Below are 20,734 nucleotides of genomic sequence, written 5' to 3' on the forward strand. Positions count from 1 at the left end.
GCGTCACCCCAGTGGCTACTCAGGGGTTGCGAAGGCAAGGGGACGGCACGATTTACTGACCGCCATGACGGCGACCGACATCCTCTCCAGACCCGTGGCGCACCCCGGCCGGCTGCGCATGGTGAGCCGCCTGCGCCGCCTCGCGGCCGCCGGCCTGGTGGAGCCGCCGTGCGGCGCACGGCCCCCGCGGTACCCGGAGGACGAGGACGCCGAGGTCTGGGACGACTTCCGGCACCGGCTCGCGGCGCTGCTGGTCGGCCTGCACGAGGAGGCCAAGGCGCCGCGCCCGGCGCACCGGGCCGTGCACGTCGGCGCGACGGTCATGGCCTTCCCCCTGCACCGCCGGTTCCACTGACCCCCCGGTCCCGGCCGCCCGGCACCCGGTGCGGCTCCCCCGGCCGCGCACGGCCGGGCCCCGGACTCCGCCGCAGCCCGGGGCCCGCCGGAACACGTGGGCGTCAGCCGAGTTGCGCCCCGACCGCGGCCAGCGCCGTGGTCACCGGCTGGAAGAAGGTCTCCCCGCCCGCCTGGCAGTCCCCACTGCCGCCGGAGGTGAGGCCGATCGCGCTGCCGTCACGGGTGAACAGCGCGCCACCGCTGTCGCCCGGCTCCGCGCAGACGTCGGTCTGGATCAGCCCGGTGACGGTGCCCTCCGGGTAGTTGACCGTAGCGTCGAGCCCGAGGACCGTGCCCCCGTGCAGCCCCGTGGTGCTGCCCATCCGGAACACCTCCTGGCCCACGGCCGCCTCCGCGGCCCCGCCCACCGCCAGGGCCCGGCCGTTGCCGAGGTTCACCTGGCTGGGCGCCTGGGTGCCCGGGTCGTCGTACGTCACGAGGGCGAAGTCGCCCTCGCCCGGGAAGACCGCCTGCCGCACGGTCGCGACGGGTGCCCCGCCCTGGCTGTCCGACCAGTTCGGGAAGGCGACCCCGCAGTGGCCCGCGGTGAGGAAGGCCGGAGCGCCGTCCTTGACGACGTTGAAGCCCAGCGAACAGCGCGCCCCGTCGGCGAAGACGGCGTCCCCGCCGGCCAACAGGGGCCTGAACTCGCCCGCGGACTTCCGGATCCGGGCCGTGCCGCCGCCCAGGGACCGCACGGTGGACTCCAGGGTGTCCCACTTGCCGCCGGTGACGGTGCGGTCCGCGGTGACCAGGATCCGGTTGGTCCGGGGGTCGACGGCCCAGGCGGTGCCGGGGATCGTGGCGCGCTGCTTCAAGGTCCGCGCGGCGGAGGTCAGTTCGGCGGCGCTGTTCTCGACCGTCCGGGTCTCGGCGCCGGCCCGCTGTGCCTGTGCGATCACGTCGCCGTTGTCCCCGGCGACCACGTTCACGACGAGCCGCCCGCTCGCCTTGTCGTAGTACGCCCCGGCGACGGACGGGCCGAACTCCGCGCCCAGCCGGGAGGCGAGTTCCGCGGCGGACGCGGCACTGAACTTCTTCGGCGCGGCGGCCTCACGGTCCTGCGACGGGGACTGCGAGGCGTTGGCGTTGGGCAGCAGTACGGCCGCTGCCGCGATGGCGGCGGCACCGGCCGTGACGAACACGATCTTCCTCTTGGCTATCTGTTTGTGCTTCAACTCGTGACCTCCTGTGGGGGGATACAGGCCGGATCGTCGGGCGCAGGGGGAAGCGTCGTTCCGTCCCCCATACGCAGGCCCGCCCCGTTGCGTTCACCACCGCCGATCCGCTCGCGTCCGCGGTCGCGGTTGTGGTGGAATCCGCCCGATGAGCACTTTCGACCCCTCCCCCGTGGCGCTGGAGTACCGCGCCGCCTACGACCGGCAGTTGCGCGCCCGTGTGCCCGCCGACCTCTCGCGGTTCCGCTCGGTGGAACGCGACGGCCCGCTGCTGCGCAAGACCTACGAGCACGGGGAGACGGGGTTCCTGGACTACCGCGACCTCGGCGGACTGGACGGCCCCGGGCTGGACGCCCTGATCGCCCGGCAGCGGGACCACTACGCGGCGCTGGGCATGCCGGTGGAGTGGAAGTACCACGCCCACGACCTGCCGCCGGGGCTGCCCGACCGGCTGGTCGCGGCCGGCTTCGTGCCGGAGGAACCGGAGACGGTGCTGGTCGGCGAGGCGGCGGCGCTGACGGCCGCGCCGGTGCTGCCGGCGGGTCTCGCGCTGCGGGAGGTCACGTCACGGGCGGACTTCGAGCGCGTCAGGGAGATGGAGGAGGCGGTCTGGGGCGTCCCCCACGACTGGCTGCCGGGGATGCTGGAGAGCGAGGTGTCGGGGCCCGGCGACCCCTGCACCGTGGTCGTCGCCGAGACCTCCGACGGCACGGTGGTCTGCGCCGGCTGGGCCCGCTTCCACGAGGGCACCGACTTCGTGTCGCTGTGGGGCGGCTCCACGCTGCCGCAGTGGCGGGGGCGGGGCGCCTACCGGGCGACGGTGGCGCACCGGGCCCGGCTGGCGGTCGCGGCGGGCCACCGTTTCGTGCAGGTCGACGCCTCCCCGGACAGCGCCCCGATCCTGGCCCGGCTGGGGCTGCTGCCCGTGGCGGTGACGGTGCCGTACGTGTGGCGGCCGGACGTGCCGCCCGCGGGCGACGGGGTCAGCTGACGTCGGGGGGCCGCTGCGGCCGGACGGTGTCCAGCAGCGGGTCCGCCGAAAGCGTCTCGCGCAGGTCGGCGGGGAGCTCCTCGGCGGGCTCCTCCAGCGGCACGCCGGACTCCGGTGGGTCGGCTTCGGCCCGTGACGCGGGCCCGCGGGGGGCCGCCGCGCGGGGTGCCGGCGCGGGCTGCGCTTCGACCGCGGGGTACGGGCCCGGCTGGGCACGTTCGAGGAAGCGCAGCAGCTCCACCGGGAAGGGCAGCACGAGCGTGGAGTTCTTCTCCGCGGCGACGGCGACGACCGTCTGCAGCAGGCGCAGCTGGAGCGCGGCGGGGGTGTCGCTCATGACCGCCGCGGCGTCGGCGAGCTTCTTGGAGGCCTGGAACTCGGCGTCCGCGTTGATGATCCGCGCCCGGCGCTCCCGCTCGGACTCGGCCTGGCGGGCCATCGAGCGCTTCATCGTCTCCGGCAGCGAGACGTCCTTGATCTCGACGCGGTCGATCTGCACGCCCCAGCCGATCGCCGGGCTGTCGATCATCAGCTCCAGCCCCTGGTTGAGCTTCTCGCGGTTGGAGAGCAGGTCGTCCAGGTCGCTCTTGCCGATGATCGACCGCAGCGAGGTCTGCGCCATCTGCGAGACGGCGAACCGGTAGTCCTCGACGTTGATGATCGCGTCGGTGGCGTTGACGACCTTGAAGTACACCACCGCGTCCACCCTGACCGTGACGTTGTCGCGGGTGATGCCCTCCTGGGCGGGCACCGGCATCGTCACGATCTGCAGGTTCACCTTCCGCATCCGGTCGACGACCGGCACGATCATGGTGAATCCGGGCGTGCGCACCCCGCCCCTGACCCGGCCGAGCCGGAACACCACACCCCGCTCGAACTGCTGCACCACACGGGCCCCGGCAAGGAAGTACAGCGCTCCCGCCGAGAGCACGGCGGCTATCAACTCGACGACCATCACGGCCCCCTGGGGTCCGGAATCGCAGTACTTCCACGGTACCTCGCGGGTAACCCGCCGGATACGGTCCGGGATGCCCCGTTACGGTGCCCGGTCGCCGGCCGGTCGCGCCCCGGGCGGCGCCCTACCGCGGCGCGCCCGGCTCGCCCGCCGCCCGGGCGAGCCGGTCCGCGACGACCCTCAGCCGTTCCACCAGCTCAGGGGGCTCCCGCACCTCGAAGTCGACGCCGATCATGCCGATGTAGACGGCGAGCGCGTCCAGGGAGTCGGAACCGGTGCGCAGCACGCAGCTGTCCGGCCCGGTGGACTCCACGGTCGCGTAGCCGGCGTACTCCGCCACCGCCTCGGCGGGGGCGTGCACGGCGACGACCGCCTGGTGGCGGTAGGCCCGCGAGGTGACGCCGCGGGCGACGTACGTCGCGGCGTCCACCGGGGGCCGCCGGGGCGCGAAGCGGGGGCCGGTGGGGGACTTGGGTTCCATCCGGTCCACCCGGAAGGTGCGCCAGTCCTGCCGGTCGGTGTCCCAGGCGAGCAGGTACCAGCGGCGGCCGTGGTGGACCAGGCCGTGCGGCTCGACGGTGCGGCGGCTGGCGGTGCCGCCGTGCGCCCGGTAGTCGAAGCGCAGCCGTTCGTGGTCGCGGCAGGCGGTGCCGATCGCGGTCAGCACGTCCTGGGCGACGGCGCTCCGCAGGACGGCGGGCCGGGCGACCGCGACGGCCTCCATGGCCTGCGCCCGGTGGCGCAGCCGGGCGGGCAGCACCTGCTCCAGCTTGGCCAGGGCGCGCAGCGAGGTCTCCTCGATGCCCTCGACGGTGCCGCCGGCGCCGGTGCGCAGGCACAGCGCGACCGCGATCGCCTCCTCGTCGTCGAGCAGCAGCGGGGGCAGCGCGGCACCCGCGCCCAGCCGGTAGCCGCCGGCGGTGCCGGGGGTGGCGTGCACCGGGTAGCCCAGGGCGCGCAGGCGCTCCACGTCGCGGCGCACCGTCCGGGCGGTGACCTCGAGACGCTCGGCGAGTTCGGGCCCCGGCCAGTCGCGCCGGGACTGGAGCAGGGACAGCAGGCACAGCAGACGGGCGGAGGTTTCCAGCACGGCATCAGTCTGGCAGTCGTCGCGGACGGTTCCTGACCGCGTTCCGCCCTACCGTCACGTCCATGGAGACGATCCCCGAGGGCACCGTCCTCGACCGCCGGACGCTCAACCGCTCCCTTCTCGCGCGGCAGTCGCTGCTGGGCCGGGAGCGCACCGGCGTCGCGGAGACGGTCGAGCAGCTGGTGGGGCTGCAGGCGCAGGAGCCGCAGGACCCGTACGTGGCGCTGTGGTCCCGGATCGAGGACTTCGCGCCCCGCGAGCTGTCCGCGCTGCTGGAGGACCGGCGGGCGGTGCGGATGTCGCTGCTGCGGTGGACGGTGCATCTGGTGACGGCGCGGGACTGCATGGCGCTGCGCCCGGTGGTGCAGGACGTGATCGAACGCCGCCTGCTCGGGCAGTTCCGGCGGCAGCTGGCGGGGCTGGACCTGGCGGAGGTGGCCGCGGCGGGCCGGACGCTGCTCGCGGCCGGCCCACTGCCGGCGAGCCGGCTCGGGGACGCCCTGCGCGAGCGCTGGCCGGACCGGGAGCGGCTGCCGCTCAGCCTGGCCGTCACGGTCCGCGTTCCGACGGTGCAGCCGCCGCCGCGCGGTCTGTGGCGTACCTCGGGCGCGGCTCTGCAGACCCCGGCCGACCGCTGGCTGGGCCGGGACTTCGACCTCGCGGACGGCGCCGCGCCCGACGCGGCCGTCCTGCGCTACCTCGCCGCCTTCGGGCCCGCCTCGCCCCGGGACGTCGCCGTCTGGTCGGGGCTGACCGGGCTCGGCGCGGTCGTCGACCGGCTCCGCCCGCGGCTGCGGGTCTACCGCGACGAGAAGGGCACCACGTTGTACGACGTCCCGGGGGCGCCCTTCCCCGACCCCGGGACACCGGCGCCGCCGCGCTTCCTGCCGCAGTACGACAACATCGCCCTCTCGCACGCCGACCGGGCACGGATCATGCCGCGCTACCCCGACGCCGACCTGCCGCTGCCCGGCAGCGGCAGCAGCCGCGGCTTCTTCCTGCACGACGGCTTCGTCCACGGGCTGTGGCGGATCCAGGCCGCCCGCGACGCGGCCGTGCTCCACGTCCGGCCGTACGCGCCGCTCGGCGCCCGGGCCCGGGAGGCGGTCGCGGCAGAGGGCGGGCGGCTGCTGGCGTTCGCGGTGCCGGAGGCCACCGCCCGGGAGGTGCGCTTCGCGGGGTGACCGCGGAGCGTTCGCGGGCGGCGGCGTGGCCGGCTCAGTACACGCTGACCCCGTACGCCGTGAGGACCTCGGGCAGCGGCTGGAAGAAGGTGGTGCCGCCCTCGGTGCAGTCGCCGCTGCCGCCGGAGAGCAGCCCCAGTGCCTTGGTCCCGTCGTACAACGGCCCGCCGGAGTCCCCGGGTTCGGCGCAGAGGTCGGTGCGGATGAGGTCGCGGACGATGTCGCCGTCGCCGTAGTTGACGGTGTAGCCGAGCCCGGTGACGGTGCCGCCGCGGACGCCCGTGGTGGAGCCGTCCCGTTTCACCGCCTCCCCGACCCGGGCCCGCGCTGCCTTCTTGATGTCCTGGCGGCCGGCCTTGCCGGGCCGGGCGACGGAGCCGGTGTAGCGGACCAGGGCGTAGTCGTCGTACGGGAAGCTGAAGGCGGTGGTGGTGCCCAGCGTCCTGGTCCGGCCGGGATCGGCGTACCAGGTCGTGGCGGCGCGTCCGCAGTGACCCGCGGTCAGGAAGTAGTAGGTGCCCGCGGCGCGGACGTTGAAGCCGACCGAGCAGCGGAAGCCGCCGCCGTGGACGGCGTCGCCGCCGGCGACCATCCGCTTGAAGGAGCCGCCGACGCGCTCGAAGCGGACCGCGCCGCCGTGGCGTCCGGCGGCCCGCCTCAGCGCGCTGAGCCCACTGCGCGAGACGGTGTCGTCGGTGGCGATGACCAGCGCGCCGCTCCGCGGGTCGACCGCCCAGGCGCTGCCCGCGACGTCCGCCGACTCGGCCGCCAGCCCCGCGGCGGCCAGTTGCGCGGCCGAGGCGGTGCGGGCGGCGGTGGCGGAGGTGGCGGCCCGTGCGTCCGGCACGGCGACCGCGGTCGCGGCCAGCAGGCCGAGCAGCGCCGCTCCGGGCAGTGCGGCGCCTCTGGCGAGGCCGCGGCGCGGAGTGGTGCGCTTGTTCCTCATATGTTCCCCCCTACGAGGTTATGCGGTGCCTCGCGGAGTATTGCGACGATCAGCCCTGCGGACAAGAGGGCCATACGGGACGTGCCCGGCGGCCGTGGGGCCGCCGGGCACGTCCGTGACGGAAGGGAGGGCGTGGACCTCCCGGAAGGTCAGAAGACGCTGACGCCGTAGACGCTGAGCGCCTCCGTCACCGGCTGGAAGAAGGTCGTGCCGCCGACGCTGCAGTTGCCGCTGCCGCCGGAGGTCAGACCCAGCGCGATGCCGCCGGAGGTGTACAGCGCGCCACCGGAGTCGCCGCCCTCGGCGCATACGTTGGTGCGGATCATCTGGTAGACCACGTCGCCGCCGCCGTAGTTGACGGTGGCGTTGAGGCCGGTGACCGAACCGCTGTGGATGCCGGTGGTGGAGCCGTCACGCAGGACGGCCTGGCCCACGAAGGCGTTGCCGGCGCTGGTGATGTCGGTGTTGCCGGCCGTGCCGCTCTTGGTCACGGAGGTGTTGCTGTACCGGACCAGCGCGTAGTCGTTGGTCGGGAAGCTGTAGCTGACGTTCGAGCCCAGCACGGTGGACTGGCTGGAGTTGGAGTACCAGGTGGACGCGACCTCACCGCAGTGCCCGGCGGTCAGGAAGTAGTTGGTGCTGCCGCTGCGCACGTTGAAGCCGAGCGAGCAGCGGTAGCCGCCGCCGTAGATCGCGTCGCCGCCGGCGATCAGCCGCTTGAAGGTGCCGGCCGTACGGCGGAAGGTGACCGCGTCGCCGTAGGAGGCCGTGGCCTCCTGCAGCTTGGCCAGTTCGGCACCGGAGACCGTGCTGTCGGCGGTGACCTCCAGCCGGTTGGACTTCGGGTCGACGACCCACGAGGTGCCCGCGACGTCCGCGGCGAGGGTGGCCTTGCCGGCCTTCTCCAGCTGGGCGGTGCTGTGCGCCACGAACTTCGGGACCGCGCCGGCCGCGCTGACGGCCTGGGCCGCCTTGTCGCTGGTGACGTTGACGACCATGGCCTTGGCCTTGGCGTCGTAGTACGAACCGGCGGTGGAGGCGGTGCCGAGGGACGTGGTGAGCGCGGCCGCGGCCTCGGGGGAGGCCTTGGGCGCGGGGGCGGCCTGGGCGGCGGGCAGGGTGAGCGCGGTGGCCGCCAGCAGACCGGACGCCACGGCGATCAGCCGAGCGCGTCTCGGGACGGGGGTGTGGGTGGTGCGCTTGATCCTCACGCTTTTTCCTCCTGTGGGGGAACGGAAGTTGACCCGCGTAGCGCGGGCCGGTGAGGCGCAGCCAGGGCGCCGCCGTACTGTGGGGGTGGCGTGCCCCTGACAAGTGCTGCGCACACGGGAGTATTCAGAGTCACGCACAAGCGCACAAGGGCAGGTTTCGGCCGCGGCACACCCCCGGAACGCCGCGGCGGCGCCCCCGCGCTCACCGCTGTGACGGTGTATCGGCTGGTGAGCCCGCCGCCCCCGCCACCTTTCGGCCGCCCCCGCGCCCCGCCCCCGGTTTGGCGCGAACGGACGGCCCGCACCAGGCCTGACGCCGCCAGGTCGCCGCACGCCACCGCGCTGCGCGGCCACGCGATCCGTGTCCGGGGCCCACATGACGACCGCCCAGAGCGGCGCCGAACGGCCTCACGGGCACGTGCGTCCCTACGCCACGCAGCCCCCGACCGGGGCCCACCGGTCACGGGGGAACACCCCTCCGCAGCGCCGCACGACGCGCCTGCCCTTCACGCCGCCTCAGCCTGGCTCCGGCTCATGGCCGCGCGCCCGCGGGAGTGCGAGTGCGGCCTGCGCCGAAGATGCGGCCGCCCGCGCGGCCTGCCCGAGCACCGCGGCCGCACGATCCCCCGCCGCGCGGGGCCCGTTGAAGGGCCCCGGGCACCTCACCCACCTGACGACAACCGCCCGAGGACCACCGCGCGCACCCACGGGCGCCAGGGCGCAGGACATCGCGCCCGCGCCCGCCGTCACCCTCGCCCCCGACCTCGCCGGGAACGGGCCGCACGCCCCCTCAGCAGTCGCAGCCGCAGCAGTCGCAGTCACAGCAACAGCCGTCACCGCAGCCGCAGTCGCAGGAGGAGCAGTCGCAGTTGGAGCACCAGCCCTCGCGCCGCTTGCCGCTCCAGGGGTCTTCGTAGTGGTCCCGGCAGCAGATCTGGCAGGTGCAGCAGAGCCCCGCGAACACCGCGCACCCGGCGAGCAGGCCGCGGCGAGGGCCCTGCTGGTGCGGGGGGCCGGGGGTCAGCCAGGGCGACTGCACCGGCTGCCCGGGCCCGCCCGGGCCCGGTTGGTGGGCACACGAGGCGCCGAACGCGCGGTCCACGGAGCGCCGCAGCTCATGGGCGAGCAGGAGGTGGGCGAGCGCGCCGTCGGCGAACTCGACGTCCCGCAGCGCCAGCCGGACCCCGTGCACGGCGTCGTCGCACAGCCGGCGCGCCTCGTCCAGGCTCGCGCCGGTGGCGGTCAGCGGGTTCCACGCGCCCGCCGCGGCGTCGGCCTCCAGGTCCTCCACGGCGTCCAGCAGGTGGGCGAGGCGGCCGAAGAGGCGGCCCGCCTCCTCCAGCGGGGCGCGGTTGGCCGGGCGCCCGGCGAGCACCGCCGTGTGGCCGAACGCGGCGGCGGTGGCCGACTCGGTGGGCTCGGTGACGGTCAGCAGGGACGTGCCGGGACCGGCGGCCGCCTCGACGGCCGTCTGCCGGCCGACGGCGTCCAGCAGCACCGCGGTGTCGAACCCGAGCCCCGAACCGGTCACGGCGCCCGCCCGGTCCCAGCGCCGCACCACCGTGCGCGCCGCCGCGGCGACCGGACGGCGCGCCAGCAGCCCGTCGCCGTCCGCCATGTGGTCGCGCACCTTCGCGGAGGCCAGCACCAGCGAGACCGTCGCCGCCAGCCGTGCGCCCTCCCCCTGGGCGACCGGCGCCGTCCGCATCGCGCGCAGCGGGCACGGCCCGGCGGTGCGGCGGGCGTCCCGCGCCCGCCCGGCCTGGGCCTCGACCAGCACCGAGATGACGAGCCCGTCGTAATTCGTGGCGACCCTGGCCAGTTGCCCGTGATCGTCCCTCAGGGCAAGGCAGAGGCCGCACAGATGGGCCGTCCACGATATGGCCAGCTTCTCCGGCAGACGGTGTCTGCACGGTCTGACGATTCCGAACATCGCAATCCCCCGTACATCATTCGCAGCAATGGAGCACGTCATCGGCTGGTCGTTCGGTACGCCACCCGTTCGGCTGTCCGGCGGTGCGGCATCACTCTACCGAGCGGGACCCTTTCCGATGATCCGTCAGGATCCGTATTCCGTGGGGCGACTGGGGGCCACTAGTGCGATTTATGCACCAGGTCTGTCACGAATCCACCCCACGGTGGGTATCCGCTTGGCGCATCATCCGCATCATGGACGACCATAGGGGTGCGGACGGCAAACTGAACCGCGTGCGAGAGGAGGCGTCCATGGGATCGGTACGACGGGCGAGCGCCTGGCTGGGACTCGTCGACGACAACAGCGCCGAGGAGTACTACGACGAGGACTACGCCGATTACGGCGACGGCGCCGAGACGTCCTCCCCCGACTCCTGGGTCACCGACCCCCGCGTGCGCGTGGCGTCCGACTCGGCCGAGGAGCAGGGACGCCGGATCGCGACGGTCACCCCGGACGGCTTCCGGGACGCCCGCGGCATCGGCGAGCTGTTCCGGGACGGCGTCCCGGTCATCGTCAACCTGACGGCCATGGACCCCGCCGACGCCAAGCGCGTCGTCGACTTCGCGGCCGGGCTCACCTTCGGCCTGCGCGGTTCCATCGACCGCGTGGCGAACCGCGTCTTCCTGCTGACCCCGCCCGACTACCTGGTCGTCAACGCCGACAGCAAGCGCGGGGGCGACGGCTTCTTCAACCAGAACTGACCGCGGGGGGACGGCGCCGGGTCCCGGGACCCGGCGCCGTCCTCGCGGCTACCGGAAGGCGTCGATCCCGGTGAGCGCCTTGCCGAGCACGAGCTGGTGCATCTCGACGGTGCCCTCGTAGGTCAGCACGGACTCCAGGTTGGTCGCGTGCCGCATGACGGGGTACTCCAGCGAGATCCCGTTCGCGCCCAGCACGGTCCGGGCCGTGCGGCAGATCTCGATCGCCTCGCGCACGTTGTTGAGCTTGCCGAAGCTGACCTGTTCGGGACGGAGCGTGCCCGCGTCCATGCGCCGCCCGAGGTGGTGCGCGAGGAGGACGCCCTTGTGCAGTTCGAGCGCCATGTCGGCGAGCTTGGCCTGGGTCAGCTGGAAGCCGCCGATGGGCCGGCCGAACTGCTCACGGGTGCGGGAGTACTCCAGGGCGGCCTCGAAGCTGCTGCGCGCGGCGCCCATGGCGCCCCAGACGATGCCGTAGCGGGCGTGGTTCAGGCAGCTGAGCGGGCCGCGCAGGCCGGTGACCCCGGGCAGGACCGCGTCGGCGGGCAGGCGGACGTCGTCCATGACCAGCTCGCTGGTGACGGAGGCGCGCAGCGACCACTTGTGCTTGATCTCGGGGGCGGAGAACCCGGGGGCGTCGGTGGGCACGGCGAAGCCGCGGATGCCCTCGTCGGTCCGGGCCCACACCACGGCGACGCCGGCGACCGAGCCGTTGGTGATCCACATCTTGCGGCCGTTCAGGATCCAGTCGGAGCCGTCCCGCTTGGCGTGGGTGCGCATGCCCGCCGGGTCGGAGCCGTGGTCGGGCTCGGTGAGCCCGAAGCAGCCGATGACCTCGCCGGCCGCCATCCGCGGCAGCCACCGCTGCTTCTGCTCCTCGGAGCCGTAGCGGTGGATCGCGTACATCGCCAGCGAGCCCTGGACGGAGACGAGCGAGCGGATGCCGGAGTCGGCCGCCTCCAGCTCCAGGCAGGCCAGGCCGTACTGGACGGCGGTGGCACCCGCGCAGCCGTAGCCGGTGAGCGACATGCCCAGCGCGCCGATCGAGCCGAGTTCCCGGGCCAGCTCGCGGATCCCGGGCAGCTCGCCGCGCTCGTACCACTCGGCCACGTGCGGCAGCACGCGGTCGGCGGCCCAGACCCGGACGGTGTCCCGTACGGCGCGGTCCTCGTCGTCCAGCAGGTCGTCGATGCCGAGCGGGTCGTACGGGTCGAACTGCGGCCTTCCAGCGGACATCGTCGTCCTCTCCGGTGATCACTGCGCTTCGCCGACGAAGCTACTTCCGCGGCGGGGGCGGGTAAAGCCCCCGGCGGTGTGCTCAGCGCGACACCTCGGCCCCGGCCAGGGCGTGCTCGCGCGGGGAGGGGATGCCGGGGGTGGCGGCCCGCTGGGCCGCCGTTCCGCACTCCATCCGGCGGGGCAGCCGCAGCGCGGCGACCGCGCCGAGCAGCAGCAGCCCGGCGCTGACCACGAGGGTGAGGTGCATCCCGTGGACGAAGGCGTGCCGTGCGGCGTGCCGCAGGGAGGCCCCGGCGGAGCCGCCGAGGTGGTCGGAGACCTCGTAGGCCTCGCCGAGCGACTTCCCGGCCGAGGCGCCGGCCTCGGCGGGCACGCCGGGGACCCGGGCGACGCCGGGGGCGTAGGCGGCGTTCATGACGCTGCCCAGCAGGGCGATGCCGAGGCCGGCGCCCATCTGGTAGGACGTCTCGCCGATCGCGGCGGCGCCGCCCGCCTGCTCGGCGGGGGCGTCGCTGAGCATGGACTCGTACGCGCCGAAGAGCGTGGTCTCCAGCCCGAAGCCGAGCAGGACGAAGCCCGTGGCCAGCACTCCCGGCCGGTCGTGCTGGCCCATCAGGGTGAGCACGAGCACCGCGCACGCGGTGAGGACGAAGCCGGAGCTGACCATGACACGCGGCCCGAGGCCGCCGAGCATCCGGGAGCCGAGCAGGCCGGCGCCCATGGCGGCGAGGGTGAGCGGCAGCAGCCGCAGCCCGGTCTGCAGGGGGCTCAGGCCGAGGACCAGCTGCAGGTACTGGACGGCGATCAGTTCCAGGCCGACGAGGGCGAGCAGCGCCAGCACGATGCAGCCCACGGAGGTGCCGAAGGCGGGCCTGGTGAACATGCGTATGTCGATGAGCGGATGCTCGCGCCCCCGCTGCCGGCGCACGAACAGCACCAGCAGGCCCAGGCCCACGAGCAGCGGGACCAGCACGGAGGGCCCGTACGGGACCGCGCCGCCACCGATCCGCTTGACCCCGAGGATGGCGCCGAGGATGCCCAGCGCGGCCATCACCGCGCCCAGGACGTCCCAGGGCCCGTCCAGCTCGCCGCGGGACTCCGGCAGCAGCCAGCGGGCCACCGGAAGGATGACGGCCATCAGCGGGATGTTGATCAGGAAGACCGAGCCCCACCAGAAGTGCTCGACGAGGAAACCGCCGAGGACCGGCCCGACGGCGGCGCCGACGGCCGCGACGGCGCTCCACACGCCGATGGCGACGGCCCGCTCACGGCGGTCGGGGAAGACCTGCCGGAGGATCGACAGCGTCGCCGGCATGATCATCGCGCCGCCGACGCCGAGCAGGGCGCGGGCCGCGATCAGCACGTGCGGGTCGGGCGCGAAGGCGGCCACCGCCGAGGCGGCCGCGAAGATCGTGTAGCCGAGCAGCAGGATCCGGCGTCTCCCGACCCGGTCCCCGAGGGTGCCGAAGAGGATCAGCAAGGACGCGGCGACCAGCGGATAGGCGTCGACGATCCACAGCAGCTCGATCGCGCCGGGGCGCAGGTCCTCGCTCACCGCGGGAACGGCGACGTGCAGCACGGTCGCGTCGAGGGCGACGAGCAGCAGGCTGACGCAGAGGACGATCAGCACGGTCCAGCGGTTGACCGGTCGATCGTGCCGTGGGACGGCGGCCCGCGCGGGAATGCCGGCCGAGGACGTCCCTGTCATGTACGTACCTCCCAGCGGTGCTCTCGCGGTGTCCCTGGGCAGGACGAGGGGGACGGTCCCGGGGGAACCCAGTGACGAGGGCGAGTGAAGTCGTCAGACTACGCGAGTCCGCGCCGATGGTGGGTGGCGCAGGTCACGTTGCCCCGTGGCCGTCGTCACGTGACGGTCATCCGCCGGCGACCTGCCGGACGTTTCCGGTGCCGGCGGGCCGTCCGCCGGGGGTCCACGCGGTCTCGTGTACCCGTCGGTTCCCGTCGCACGCACGACGGTCCGGGGGCGCGCGAGCCAACGCGCACGCCCTTCACATGCGTTCACGCACCCGCCGCCGGGGAATACGCCCGGATCGCCGACCCGCCTCCGGCCCGCGGCGGCCGGTCCGGACGACACGGGGGCGGCCCGGGCCAAGGCCGGGCGAACTCCAGGAGAAGTGACGGCCAATCAAAGATAAACAAGGCATAAGAAAATCGAACGCACTATTTCACAAGACCCTCCGGAAGCACTTCGAAACATAAAATCAAGGAGTTCCCGCATTCGGCTCAATGCGCACGTCAGCACTACGGCCAATGGGTGGAGTGAGACGGAGTCCACATCACATCGTCATTACGAACCCGTCCCTCCGGCCGAACTCCGCCATCACACGCTGTAACGTCGATTGAGTGCGTACCGATGACAAGCTTCGCCTCATGGAGGAGCCCGAGACGGCCCAGGCGCCCCCGGGTATGAGCCGGACACGCGTACTGCTGTTCGGCTCGACGCTCGTGGCCTACGTGGCCATCGTCGTAGGCGTCCTGACCACGTCAAAGCTCGTGACCCTGGACTGGCAGGTCATGATGTGGCGGCCGTACAAGCAATGGCCGCAGATCCACGCCTTCCTGGACTACTTCGTGGTCCTGGGCCAGCGCGGCCCGACGGCCGTGATCGTGGCCTCCTGGCTGGGCTGGCGCGCCTGGCGCCAGCGCACCCTGCACCCGCTGCTCGTGCTGGGCACGTCGCTGCTGCTGCTGAACGTCACCGTGGGTTCGGTGAAGTACGGCCTCGGCAGGCTCGGCCCGCACTACGCGACCAGCGCCGGATCGGCCGAACTCTTCGCCGGCGGCGATATATTTCCCTCCGGTCACACCGCGAACGCGGTGGTGACCTGGGGGGTCCTGGCCTATCTGGCCACCACCCCGTGGGTCCGCCGGGTCACCTCCGTGATCGCGGCGCTGCTGGCGCTGGGCGTCGGCATGACCACCATCTACCTCGGCACCCACTGGGTCAGCGACGTCCTGCTCGGCTGGGCGGCCGGCCTGCTGATCCTGCTGGCACTGCCCTGGTTCGAGCCCCTGATGGCCTCCGCCGAGCAGCGGATGACCGCCGCCTGGGCGCGCCGCCGCCGCACCGCGCCGGCTCCGGCCGCGGCCCCCGTCGCGAACGCGTCGATGGCCTCCGCGCAGCTCGCCGACAACCCGGACGGCCTACTCGAGCCCGTCGTTCTCAGCGGCCGCGCGACGGCGCCCACCCCGGGGGTGGCGCACCACCCGGCCCGCCCGCACACCAACCGGCACGAGCGCACCCCGGTCACCCCGGCCGGCAGCCGCCGCCCGCCCGCGGACCGGCCGGGCCGCCCGGCGCCCGTCGGCCAGGCCGGCGTGGCCCGCGGCCGCAACGCCACCGGCTGACCGCCCGCGGGGCCGGTACGCACGCCTCAGCCCCGCCCGCGCCGCCCGTACGAAGGCCCCGGCCGCCCCTCACAGGGGCGCCCGGGGCCTTCGCCGTGGTGCGGGGCGGTACGGGGGACCTCAGCCGCTCCAGCAGCGGGTCACCCGGCCGCCCTCGACGGTGAAGTTGAGCCGGCCCACCCGGTACTCCATGGTGATGACGGCGCCCGGCGGCAGAGCGCGCACCGCGCTCCAGCCGCGCTCGGTGGCCCGGCGCTCGGCCTCGTCGGCGGGGAGGCCGACGTAGGTCTCCGGTTCGTCCTGCGGTTGCCGTGGGGCGGTCGGATCGGTTGCCATGTGAGCAACCGTAGGCGCACACGACCCGTGACGGAAGGCGCGGCCGACTTGATCGTCACACTTCTGTCACAGAATCCCGGGCAGCGTTTGGCGTGCACCGTTCACTCTTTGGGGGCGACTTTTCCAATCGGCCGCCGAATTCGCGGTCCGGACCGCCGAAAACCGGCCGGACCGGTCCCGGCGGAATTCCGGGAAACGGTCCACACACTTCCCTCACATCACATCCCCAGCGACGACAGCTCGTCGTCCGTCAGCAGCCGGGACCGAATCAGAAACCGGTTGCCCGTGGGTGCTTCGAGCGAGAAGCCGCTGCCGCGCCCCGGCACCACGTCGATCGTCAGATGCGTGTGGCTCCAGTAGGCGAACTGGTCGCGCGACATCCACACGGGCACCGGGTCGACGCCCGGGACGTCGAGGTCGCCGAGGTGCACATCGGAGTCCCCGGTGAGGAACTCCCCCAGCAGGTAGCACATGGGCGAACTGCCGTCGCAGCAGCCGCCGGACTGGTGGAACATCAACGGGCCGTGCTGGTCGGCGAGCAGCCGCAGCAGCCCCGCGGCCTCCTCGGTGACGTCGACCCGGCGGGCCCTCGGTGCGGTTGAGGTCATGGGGTCAGAGTGCTCCCGCCGGGCGCCGCCCGCCAGACCCCCGCAGGACATGCCGGCGGGCGGAGCCCACGGTCGACTCCGCCTCGCGTTCCGGCAGACCGGTGCTGACGGCCGCTCCGACCATCTCCGCGGCGACCCGGTCGCCGTGCCCGTTCTCGAACGCCCGGCAGGCGGCCCAGAAGAGCCGCTCGTTGCGCTCCCCCACCGGCGAGCCGAGGACGAAGCGGATCAGCGGCTCGGCCGTGCCTCCGCCCCCGCCGCCCCCACCACCGCCGCCCGCACCCGCACCGCCCGCCGCGGCCCGCACGGCCCGGCGCTGCGGGGTCGCCAGCAGCAGCCGCAGCAGCCTCCTGGGCACGGCGGCCGGCGGCATCGAGGCCGTCGGCGGGTCCCAGCGGTAGAAGCCGGCCGTGGTGACCGAGCCGGGCCCCACGAGGTAGCCGCCGCTGCCGCGCACGTCGATCCCGTTGCCGAGCCGGCGCACGGAGTTGGGCACGATCACCTCGGCCGGCCCGCGCAGCCACAGGTGCCGGCCGCCGCTCGGGGTGATCACCGTGCGCGTCCACGGCACGGCGAAGCCCCACCGGGCGGCCAGGTCCACCAGGTCGGTCACGCCGTCGACGCCGTCCTTGCGGTCCAGGTCGAGGCCGATCAGGTAGTGCGGCGCGCGCCCGCAGGCGATCCCGTACCCGCAGGCCCAGGGGGCGGCGGCGAACAGCTCGGCTATCCGGGCGGGCTCGGTGGCGGCGTCGTGCACACCGTGGCCGAGCCGTCCGCACTGGCCGCGGCACATCCCGCGGCCGGTCTCCCCCCGGTGCGGTGAACGGACCGCCGGGAGCTTGGTCCGCGACAGCGGGATGACCGGGAAGCCGCGCCGGGCGGCGGCGAGCGCGCACTCCAGCGCGCGGTCGTGGTCCGGATGCGTCACGGGGTGCCCCCTCGATGCGCTACGGCATGGCCTCTTTATCGTACTTTCGTTCGACCGCCCACTCAATGGCGCGCCGAACAGCCCCTACGAGCCGCCGGCCCGCCCGGCACCGGGTGCCTGACGAACCCTCACGCACCCGTTCCCGCCGGGCCGGTCACCCCCATGGTGACGCTCCGGACCGACACCCGTCGACGACGCGGCACGGCCGTCCCGTCCCGGTCCGTCGCCTGACGGGCCGTCTGCCCGAGACTGTACGGAGGATCGAGTACGCAGGACCGCGGGTACCGGCAGGATCTCCTACCGCGAGGGAACGCGCCGATGGGGACGTACGCAGCACGGACCACGACCGGACGGCCGAAGGCGCCCCGGCGGCCCGGGCGGCTGATGGTGGACTGGCTGACCACCACCGACCACAAGAAGATCGGCCACCTCTACCTGATCACGTCCTTCGGCTTCTTCCTCGCCGCCGGGTTCATGGCCCTGCTGATGCGCGCCGAGCTCGCCCGCCCCGGTCTGCAGCTGATGACGAACGACCGCTACAACCAGTTGTTCACCGTCCACGGCACGATCATGCTGCTGCTCTTCGCCACCCCGACCTTCGCCGGGTTCGCCAACGAGATCATGCCCTTGCAGATCGGTTCGCCGGACGTCGCCTTCCCTCGGTTGAACATGCTGTCGTACTGGCTCTTCCTCTTCGGCGGCCTGATCGTGCTGGGCAGTTTCCTGACGCCGACCGGCGGCGCCTCCTTCGGCTGGTTCGCCTACGCGCCGCTGAACAGCCTGACCCGTTCGCCGGGGATCGGCGCCGACATGTGGATCATGGGACTGGCGCTGTCGGGCTTCGGCACCATCCTCGGCGCGGTCAACTTCGTCACGACGATCCTGGGGATGCGCGCCCCCGGCATGACCATGTTCCGGATGCCGATCTTCACCTGGAACGTGCTCTTCACCTCGGTGCTGGTGCTGATGGCCTTCCCGGTGCTGGCGGCGACGCTGCTGGTGCTGGAGGCGGACCGGCGCTTCGGCTCGGTCGTCTTCGAGCCGGGGAACGGCGGGGCGCTGCTGTGGCAGCACCTGTTCTGGTTCTTCGGCCATCCCGAGGTGTACATCATCGCGCTGCCGTTCTTCGGCATCGTCACCGAGGTCATCCCGGTGTTCTCCCGCAAGCCGGTCTTCGGCTACACGACGCTGATCGGCGCGACGATGGCCATCACCGGCCTGTCGATGGTGGTGTGGGCGCACCACATGTTCGTCACCGGCGCCGTCCTGCTGCCGTTCTTCTCGCTGCTGTCGTTCCTCATCGCGGTGCCGACCGGGGTGAAGTTCTTCAACTGGATCGGCACGATGCTGCACGGCTCGCTGTCCTTCGAGACCCCGATGCTGTGGTCCGTCGGCTTCCTGGTGAGCTTCCTGTTCGGCGGCCTCACCGGGGTGATCCTCGCCTCACCCCCGCTGGACTTCCAGGTCAGCGACTCGTACTTCGTGGTGGCCCACTTCCACTACGTGGTCTTCGGGACGGTGGTGTTCGCGATGTTCGCCGGCTTCCACTTCTGGTGGCCGAAGTTCACCGGGAAGATGCTCGACGAGCGGCTGGGGAAGATCCACTTCTGGACGCTCTTCGTCGGCTTCCACACCACCTTCCTCGTCCAGCACTGGCTGGGCGTGGCGGGCATGCCCCGGCGGTACGCCGACTACCTGGCGGCGGACGGCTTCACGGTGCTCAACACGATCTCGACGATCGGGGCGTTCCTGCTGGGCCTGTCCACCCTGCCGTTCCTCTACAACGTGTGGCGCACCGCCCGGTACGGCCGGCGGGTCGAGGTCGACGACCCCTGGGGCTTCGGCCGTTCACTGGAATGGGCGACCTCGTGTCCGCCGCCGCGGCACAACTTCGCGACGCTGCCGCGGATCCGCTCCGAGTCCCCCGCCTTCGACCTGCACCATCCGGAGGTCGCCGCCCTCGACCAGGCACGGTCCACCGGCCGCCGCGACGCCGTCGACCCCGGGGCCGGGGAGCACGACTGAGCGGGGCGGGGGCGCCACGACGCCGTACCGCCCCCGCCCGGCCCGGCCCGCGCTGACCCGCGGCCCGGACCCCGCCATCCCGCTCTCCCGCTATCCCGCGGACCGGCCCCGCGCCGGGGACCCGGCCTTGTGCCCGCTCCCGCGGAGCTTCTTCCGCAGCTTCTTGCGGAGCCTGCGGGCCCGCCGCTTGGCCGCGCGGGCGAGGTCCTTGCCCGAGTAGGCGGCGCCCACGCCCAGGCCGCCGACGTGGCGGCCGGCCGCGCGCAGCCGGCCCACGGCGCCGCCCCGCCGGGCGAGGAGTTCCTCCAGCAGCCGTTCGAAGTCGCCGGCGATCTCCGCGGGGTCGTACCTGGCGCCCTTCTCCAGGGCCGCCTGGCCCATGCGGTGGCGCAGCTCGTCGTCGTTGATCAGCCGGAGCATCGCCGCGGCCAGCGCGTCCACGTCCCGCGGGGGCACCAGCAGGCCGTCCACCCCGTCGCTGATGATCTCGCCGGGACCGAGCGGGCAGTCGGTGCTCACCACCGGCAGACCGACGCGCATCGCCTCGACGATGGTCATGCCGAACGACTCCATGCTGGAGGAGACCGCGAGCATCGACCCCTTGGCCATCTCCGGCTCGATCGGCGAGGCGGTGCCCATCATGGTCACGCGGTCCCCGATGTCCAGGCGCGCGATGAGCCGCTCCAGCTTCTCCTGCTGCGCACCCGAGCCGTACAGCCGCAGGCCCCAGTCCGGCCGTTCCGCCGCGACCTTGACGAAGGCCCGGATGAGGTCTCCGTATCGTTTCACCGGGGCCAGCCGGCCGGCCGCGACGACGTACTTGGCGTCCAGGGTGCTGGGGGCCACGCCCGGGTCGGGCACGCTGTTCGGCACGGTGACCACCCGCACCCCGGGCAGCCGCAGCCTGCGCCGGTAGGCGTCGGCGTCGGCCTCGGTGGTCGTGGTGACGGCGTCCAGCCGGGGGTACAACCGGCGCAGCGTGAGGATGAGCGGTACGGAGTGGGTCTCCAGCGTCAGGTGCTCCTGCGCGATCCGGACCATGTGGCGGGGGGCCTGCAGGGCGATGTGGACGTTCAGCCCGGGGCGCGTGCCGATGACGACGTCGGCGTCGAGGGACGACAGGTGGGCCTCGATCCGCCGGTCGCTGAGCACGCTGTACTGCGCGTAGCGGTTCTCGCCCTTGGGGAAGACCGCCGAGGGCTGCCTGTACAGCGGGTCCGCCAGGTCGCAGGCGTCGCTGTGCGGGCGCAGGTCCACCAGGTGGCGCAGGCTGACGCGCGGGTCGAGGGCGAAGGTGGGTTCGTCACGGTGGCGGAAGACGGAGACGATCTCGACCTCGTGCCGCTCGGCCAGGGCTCCCGCCAGGTTGTACGTCGTGCGGATGGTGCCACCGACTCCGTACGCGTTTTGGATCAGTATGGAAATGCGCATGCGTCTCTGCGTTCTCCTGCTTCCCACGGACCGGTGTCCGTCCTGGTGCTGGCAAGACCGCTCCCAGGACCCACAGGTTGCCCCCGTTCACCTTCCCGTTTCCTCGTTGTATCCCCGCCGTGACGTTCGCGAGAGGTCCCGGGGCATCCTCCCCGGATCGCGTGCCATCAGGCA

General features: G+C 73.3%; 18 protein-coding genes. 6 read left to right on the forward strand and 12 right to left on the reverse strand.

All coding sequences use genetic code 11. The features are described from left to right. The first annotated feature begins 64 nt into the window (after positions 1–64). A complete protein-coding gene (locus tag ACZ7MY_RS21735) occupies positions 65–355 on the forward strand; it encodes a hypothetical protein (RefSeq protein WP_499603781.1) in 291 nt (96 codons plus the stop codon). Between the two features lie 103 nt (positions 356–458). Here ACZ7MY_RS21735 and ACZ7MY_RS21740 read toward each other — a convergent pair whose 3' ends face one another. Continuing rightward, positions 459–1,574 carry a S1 family peptidase gene (locus ACZ7MY_RS21740; RefSeq protein WP_499603782.1) on the reverse strand — a complete coding sequence of 372 codons (1,116 nt, stop codon included), beginning with the start codon at positions 1,572–1,574 and terminating at the stop codon, positions 459–461. Positions 1,575–1,722: 148 nt separating this feature from the next. Between ACZ7MY_RS21740 and ACZ7MY_RS21745 the strand changes: the two genes are divergently transcribed. Further along, on the forward strand, positions 1,723–2,565 hold the full coding sequence (locus tag ACZ7MY_RS21745; protein ID WP_499603784.1) for a GNAT family N-acetyltransferase: 843 nt from the start codon (positions 1,723–1,725) through the stop codon (positions 2,563–2,565). On the opposite strand, the gene ACZ7MY_RS21750 is transcribed toward ACZ7MY_RS21745, so the two are convergent. Together ACZ7MY_RS21750 and ACZ7MY_RS21755 are read right to left on the reverse strand one after the other, a co-directional pair. Further along, positions 2,558–3,520: a slipin family protein gene (locus ACZ7MY_RS21750; protein WP_499603786.1), complete on the reverse strand. Its 963-nt coding sequence runs from the start codon at positions 3,518–3,520 to the stop codon at positions 2,558–2,560. The two genes, ACZ7MY_RS21745 and ACZ7MY_RS21750, sit on opposite strands and share 8 nt — an antisense overlap. A gap of 124 nt (positions 3,521–3,644) precedes the next feature. Next, the gene (locus ACZ7MY_RS21755) at positions 3,645–4,610 is read right to left on the reverse strand and encodes a helix-turn-helix transcriptional regulator (RefSeq protein ID WP_499603789.1); all 966 of its coding nucleotides are present in this window, start codon (positions 4,608–4,610) and stop codon (positions 3,645–3,647) included. Between the two features lie 62 nt (positions 4,611–4,672). On the opposite strand from ACZ7MY_RS21755, the gene ACZ7MY_RS21760 reads away from it, so the two are divergent. After that, the gene (locus ACZ7MY_RS21760; protein ID WP_499603792.1) at positions 4,673–5,794 is read left to right on the forward strand and encodes a winged helix DNA-binding domain-containing protein; all 1,122 of its coding nucleotides are present in this window, start codon (positions 4,673–4,675) and stop codon (positions 5,792–5,794) included. Between the two features lie 34 nt (positions 5,795–5,828). On the opposite strand, the gene ACZ7MY_RS21765 is transcribed toward ACZ7MY_RS21760, so the two are convergent. From ACZ7MY_RS21765 to ACZ7MY_RS21775, 3 genes are all read right to left on the reverse strand, one after another. Beyond that, positions 5,829–6,740, reverse strand: a complete 912-nt coding sequence (locus tag ACZ7MY_RS21765) for a S1 family peptidase (protein WP_499603794.1) — start codon at positions 6,738–6,740, stop codon at positions 5,829–5,831. A 149-nt stretch (positions 6,741–6,889) separates the two neighbouring features. Beyond that, positions 6,890–7,951, reverse strand: coding sequence for a S1 family peptidase (locus tag ACZ7MY_RS21770; RefSeq protein ID WP_499603796.1), 1,062 nt, complete (start codon positions 7,949–7,951; stop codon positions 6,890–6,892). Positions 7,952–8,741: 790 nt separating this feature from the next. Continuing rightward, positions 8,742–9,884, reverse strand: a complete 1,143-nt coding sequence (locus tag ACZ7MY_RS21775) for a DUF5685 family protein (protein ID WP_499603798.1) — start codon at positions 9,882–9,884, stop codon at positions 8,742–8,744. A gap of 293 nt (positions 9,885–10,177) precedes the next feature. On the opposite strand from ACZ7MY_RS21775, the gene ACZ7MY_RS21780 reads away from it, so the two are divergent. Beyond that, entirely contained in the window at positions 10,178–10,627 is a 450-nt protein-coding gene (locus tag ACZ7MY_RS21780) for a cell division protein SepF (RefSeq protein ID WP_499603801.1), read from the forward strand. 48 nt (positions 10,628–10,675) lie between these two features. Here the strand turns inward: ACZ7MY_RS21780 and ACZ7MY_RS21785 are convergent, their stop codons facing one another. Next, the gene (locus ACZ7MY_RS21785; RefSeq protein WP_499603803.1) at positions 10,676–11,860 is read right to left on the reverse strand and encodes an acyl-CoA dehydrogenase family protein; all 1,185 of its coding nucleotides are present in this window, start codon (positions 11,858–11,860) and stop codon (positions 10,676–10,678) included. 82 nt (positions 11,861–11,942) lie between these two features. Further along, positions 11,943–13,571 carry an MFS transporter gene (locus ACZ7MY_RS21790; RefSeq protein ID WP_499603805.1) on the reverse strand — a complete coding sequence of 543 codons (1,629 nt, stop codon included), beginning with the start codon at positions 13,569–13,571 and terminating at the stop codon, positions 11,943–11,945. Between the two features lie 656 nt (positions 13,572–14,227). Between ACZ7MY_RS21790 and ACZ7MY_RS21795 the strand changes: the two genes are divergently transcribed. Further along, on the forward strand, positions 14,228–15,232 hold the full coding sequence (locus ACZ7MY_RS21795) for a phosphatase PAP2 family protein (protein WP_499603807.1): 1,005 nt from the start codon (positions 14,228–14,230) through the stop codon (positions 15,230–15,232). A gap of 120 nt (positions 15,233–15,352) precedes the next feature. Here ACZ7MY_RS21795 and ACZ7MY_RS21800 read toward each other — a convergent pair whose 3' ends face one another. The 3 genes from ACZ7MY_RS21800 to ACZ7MY_RS21810 all read right to left on the reverse strand — a co-directional run bounded on the left by ACZ7MY_RS21800 (position 15,353) and on the right by ACZ7MY_RS21810 (position 17,104). Continuing rightward, entirely contained in the window at positions 15,353–15,568 is a 216-nt protein-coding gene (locus ACZ7MY_RS21800) for an I78 family peptidase inhibitor (RefSeq protein WP_499603809.1), read from the reverse strand. A 218-nt stretch (positions 15,569–15,786) separates the two neighbouring features. After that, a complete protein-coding gene (locus ACZ7MY_RS21805; protein ID WP_499603810.1) occupies positions 15,787–16,176 on the reverse strand; it encodes a DUF779 domain-containing protein in 390 nt (129 codons plus the stop codon). A gap of 4 nt (positions 16,177–16,180) precedes the next feature. After that, positions 16,181–17,104, reverse strand: a complete 924-nt coding sequence (locus tag ACZ7MY_RS21810) for a bifunctional DNA primase/polymerase (protein WP_499603812.1) — start codon at positions 17,102–17,104, stop codon at positions 16,181–16,183. Positions 17,105–17,422: 318 nt separating this feature from the next. Between ACZ7MY_RS21810 and ctaD the strand changes: the two genes are divergently transcribed. Next, entirely contained in the window at positions 17,423–19,129 is a 1,707-nt protein-coding gene (ctaD, locus tag ACZ7MY_RS21815) for an aa3-type cytochrome oxidase subunit I (protein WP_499603814.1), read from the forward strand. A gap of 90 nt (positions 19,130–19,219) precedes the next feature. Here the strand turns inward: ctaD and ACZ7MY_RS21820 are convergent, their stop codons facing one another. Then, positions 19,220–20,560: a glycosyltransferase family 4 protein gene (locus ACZ7MY_RS21820; protein ID WP_499603816.1), complete on the reverse strand. Its 1,341-nt coding sequence runs from the start codon at positions 20,558–20,560 to the stop codon at positions 19,220–19,222. Positions 20,561–20,734: the final 174 nt, after the last annotated feature.

The sequence above is a fragment of the Streptomyces sp. NPDC111520 genome, from assembly GCF_055635295.1.

What these genes read in the sequence shown, in the direction of transcription:
- ACZ7MY_RS21800 (WP_499603809.1), bottom strand. Translation starts at nt 15,568, where the DNA reads ATGGCAACCGATCCGACCGCCCCACGGCAACCGCAGGACGAACCGGAG.
- ACZ7MY_RS21820 (WP_499603816.1), bottom strand. Translation starts at nt 20,560, where the DNA reads ATGCGCATTTCCATACTGATCCAAAACGCGTACGGAGTCGGTGGCACC.
- ACZ7MY_RS21760 (WP_499603792.1), top strand. Translation starts at nt 4,673, where the DNA reads ATGGAGACGATCCCCGAGGGCACCGTCCTCGACCGCCGGACGCTCAAC.
- ACZ7MY_RS21775 (WP_499603798.1), bottom strand. Translation starts at nt 9,884, where the DNA reads ATGTTCGGAATCGTCAGACCGTGCAGACACCGTCTGCCGGAGAAGCTG.
- ACZ7MY_RS21735 (WP_499603781.1), top strand. Translation starts at nt 65, where the DNA reads ATGACGGCGACCGACATCCTCTCCAGACCCGTGGCGCACCCCGGCCGG.
- ACZ7MY_RS21790 (WP_499603805.1), bottom strand. Translation starts at nt 13,571, where the DNA reads ATGACAGGGACGTCCTCGGCCGGCATTCCCGCGCGGGCCGCCGTCCCA.
- ACZ7MY_RS21745 (WP_499603784.1), top strand. Translation starts at nt 1,723, where the DNA reads ATGAGCACTTTCGACCCCTCCCCCGTGGCGCTGGAGTACCGCGCCGCC.
- ACZ7MY_RS21785 (WP_499603803.1), bottom strand. Translation starts at nt 11,860, where the DNA reads ATGTCCGCTGGAAGGCCGCAGTTCGACCCGTACGACCCGCTCGGCATC.
- ACZ7MY_RS21780 (WP_499603801.1), top strand. Translation starts at nt 10,178, where the DNA reads ATGGGATCGGTACGACGGGCGAGCGCCTGGCTGGGACTCGTCGACGAC.
- ACZ7MY_RS21765 (WP_499603794.1), bottom strand. Translation starts at nt 6,740, where the DNA reads ATGAGGAACAAGCGCACCACTCCGCGCCGCGGCCTCGCCAGAGGCGCC.
- ctaD (WP_499603814.1), top strand. Translation starts at nt 17,423, where the DNA reads ATGGGGACGTACGCAGCACGGACCACGACCGGACGGCCGAAGGCGCCC.
- ACZ7MY_RS21805 (WP_499603810.1), bottom strand. Translation starts at nt 16,176, where the DNA reads ATGACCTCAACCGCACCGAGGGCCCGCCGGGTCGACGTCACCGAGGAG.
- ACZ7MY_RS21750 (WP_499603786.1), bottom strand. Translation starts at nt 3,520, where the DNA reads ATGGTCGTCGAGTTGATAGCCGCCGTGCTCTCGGCGGGAGCGCTGTAC.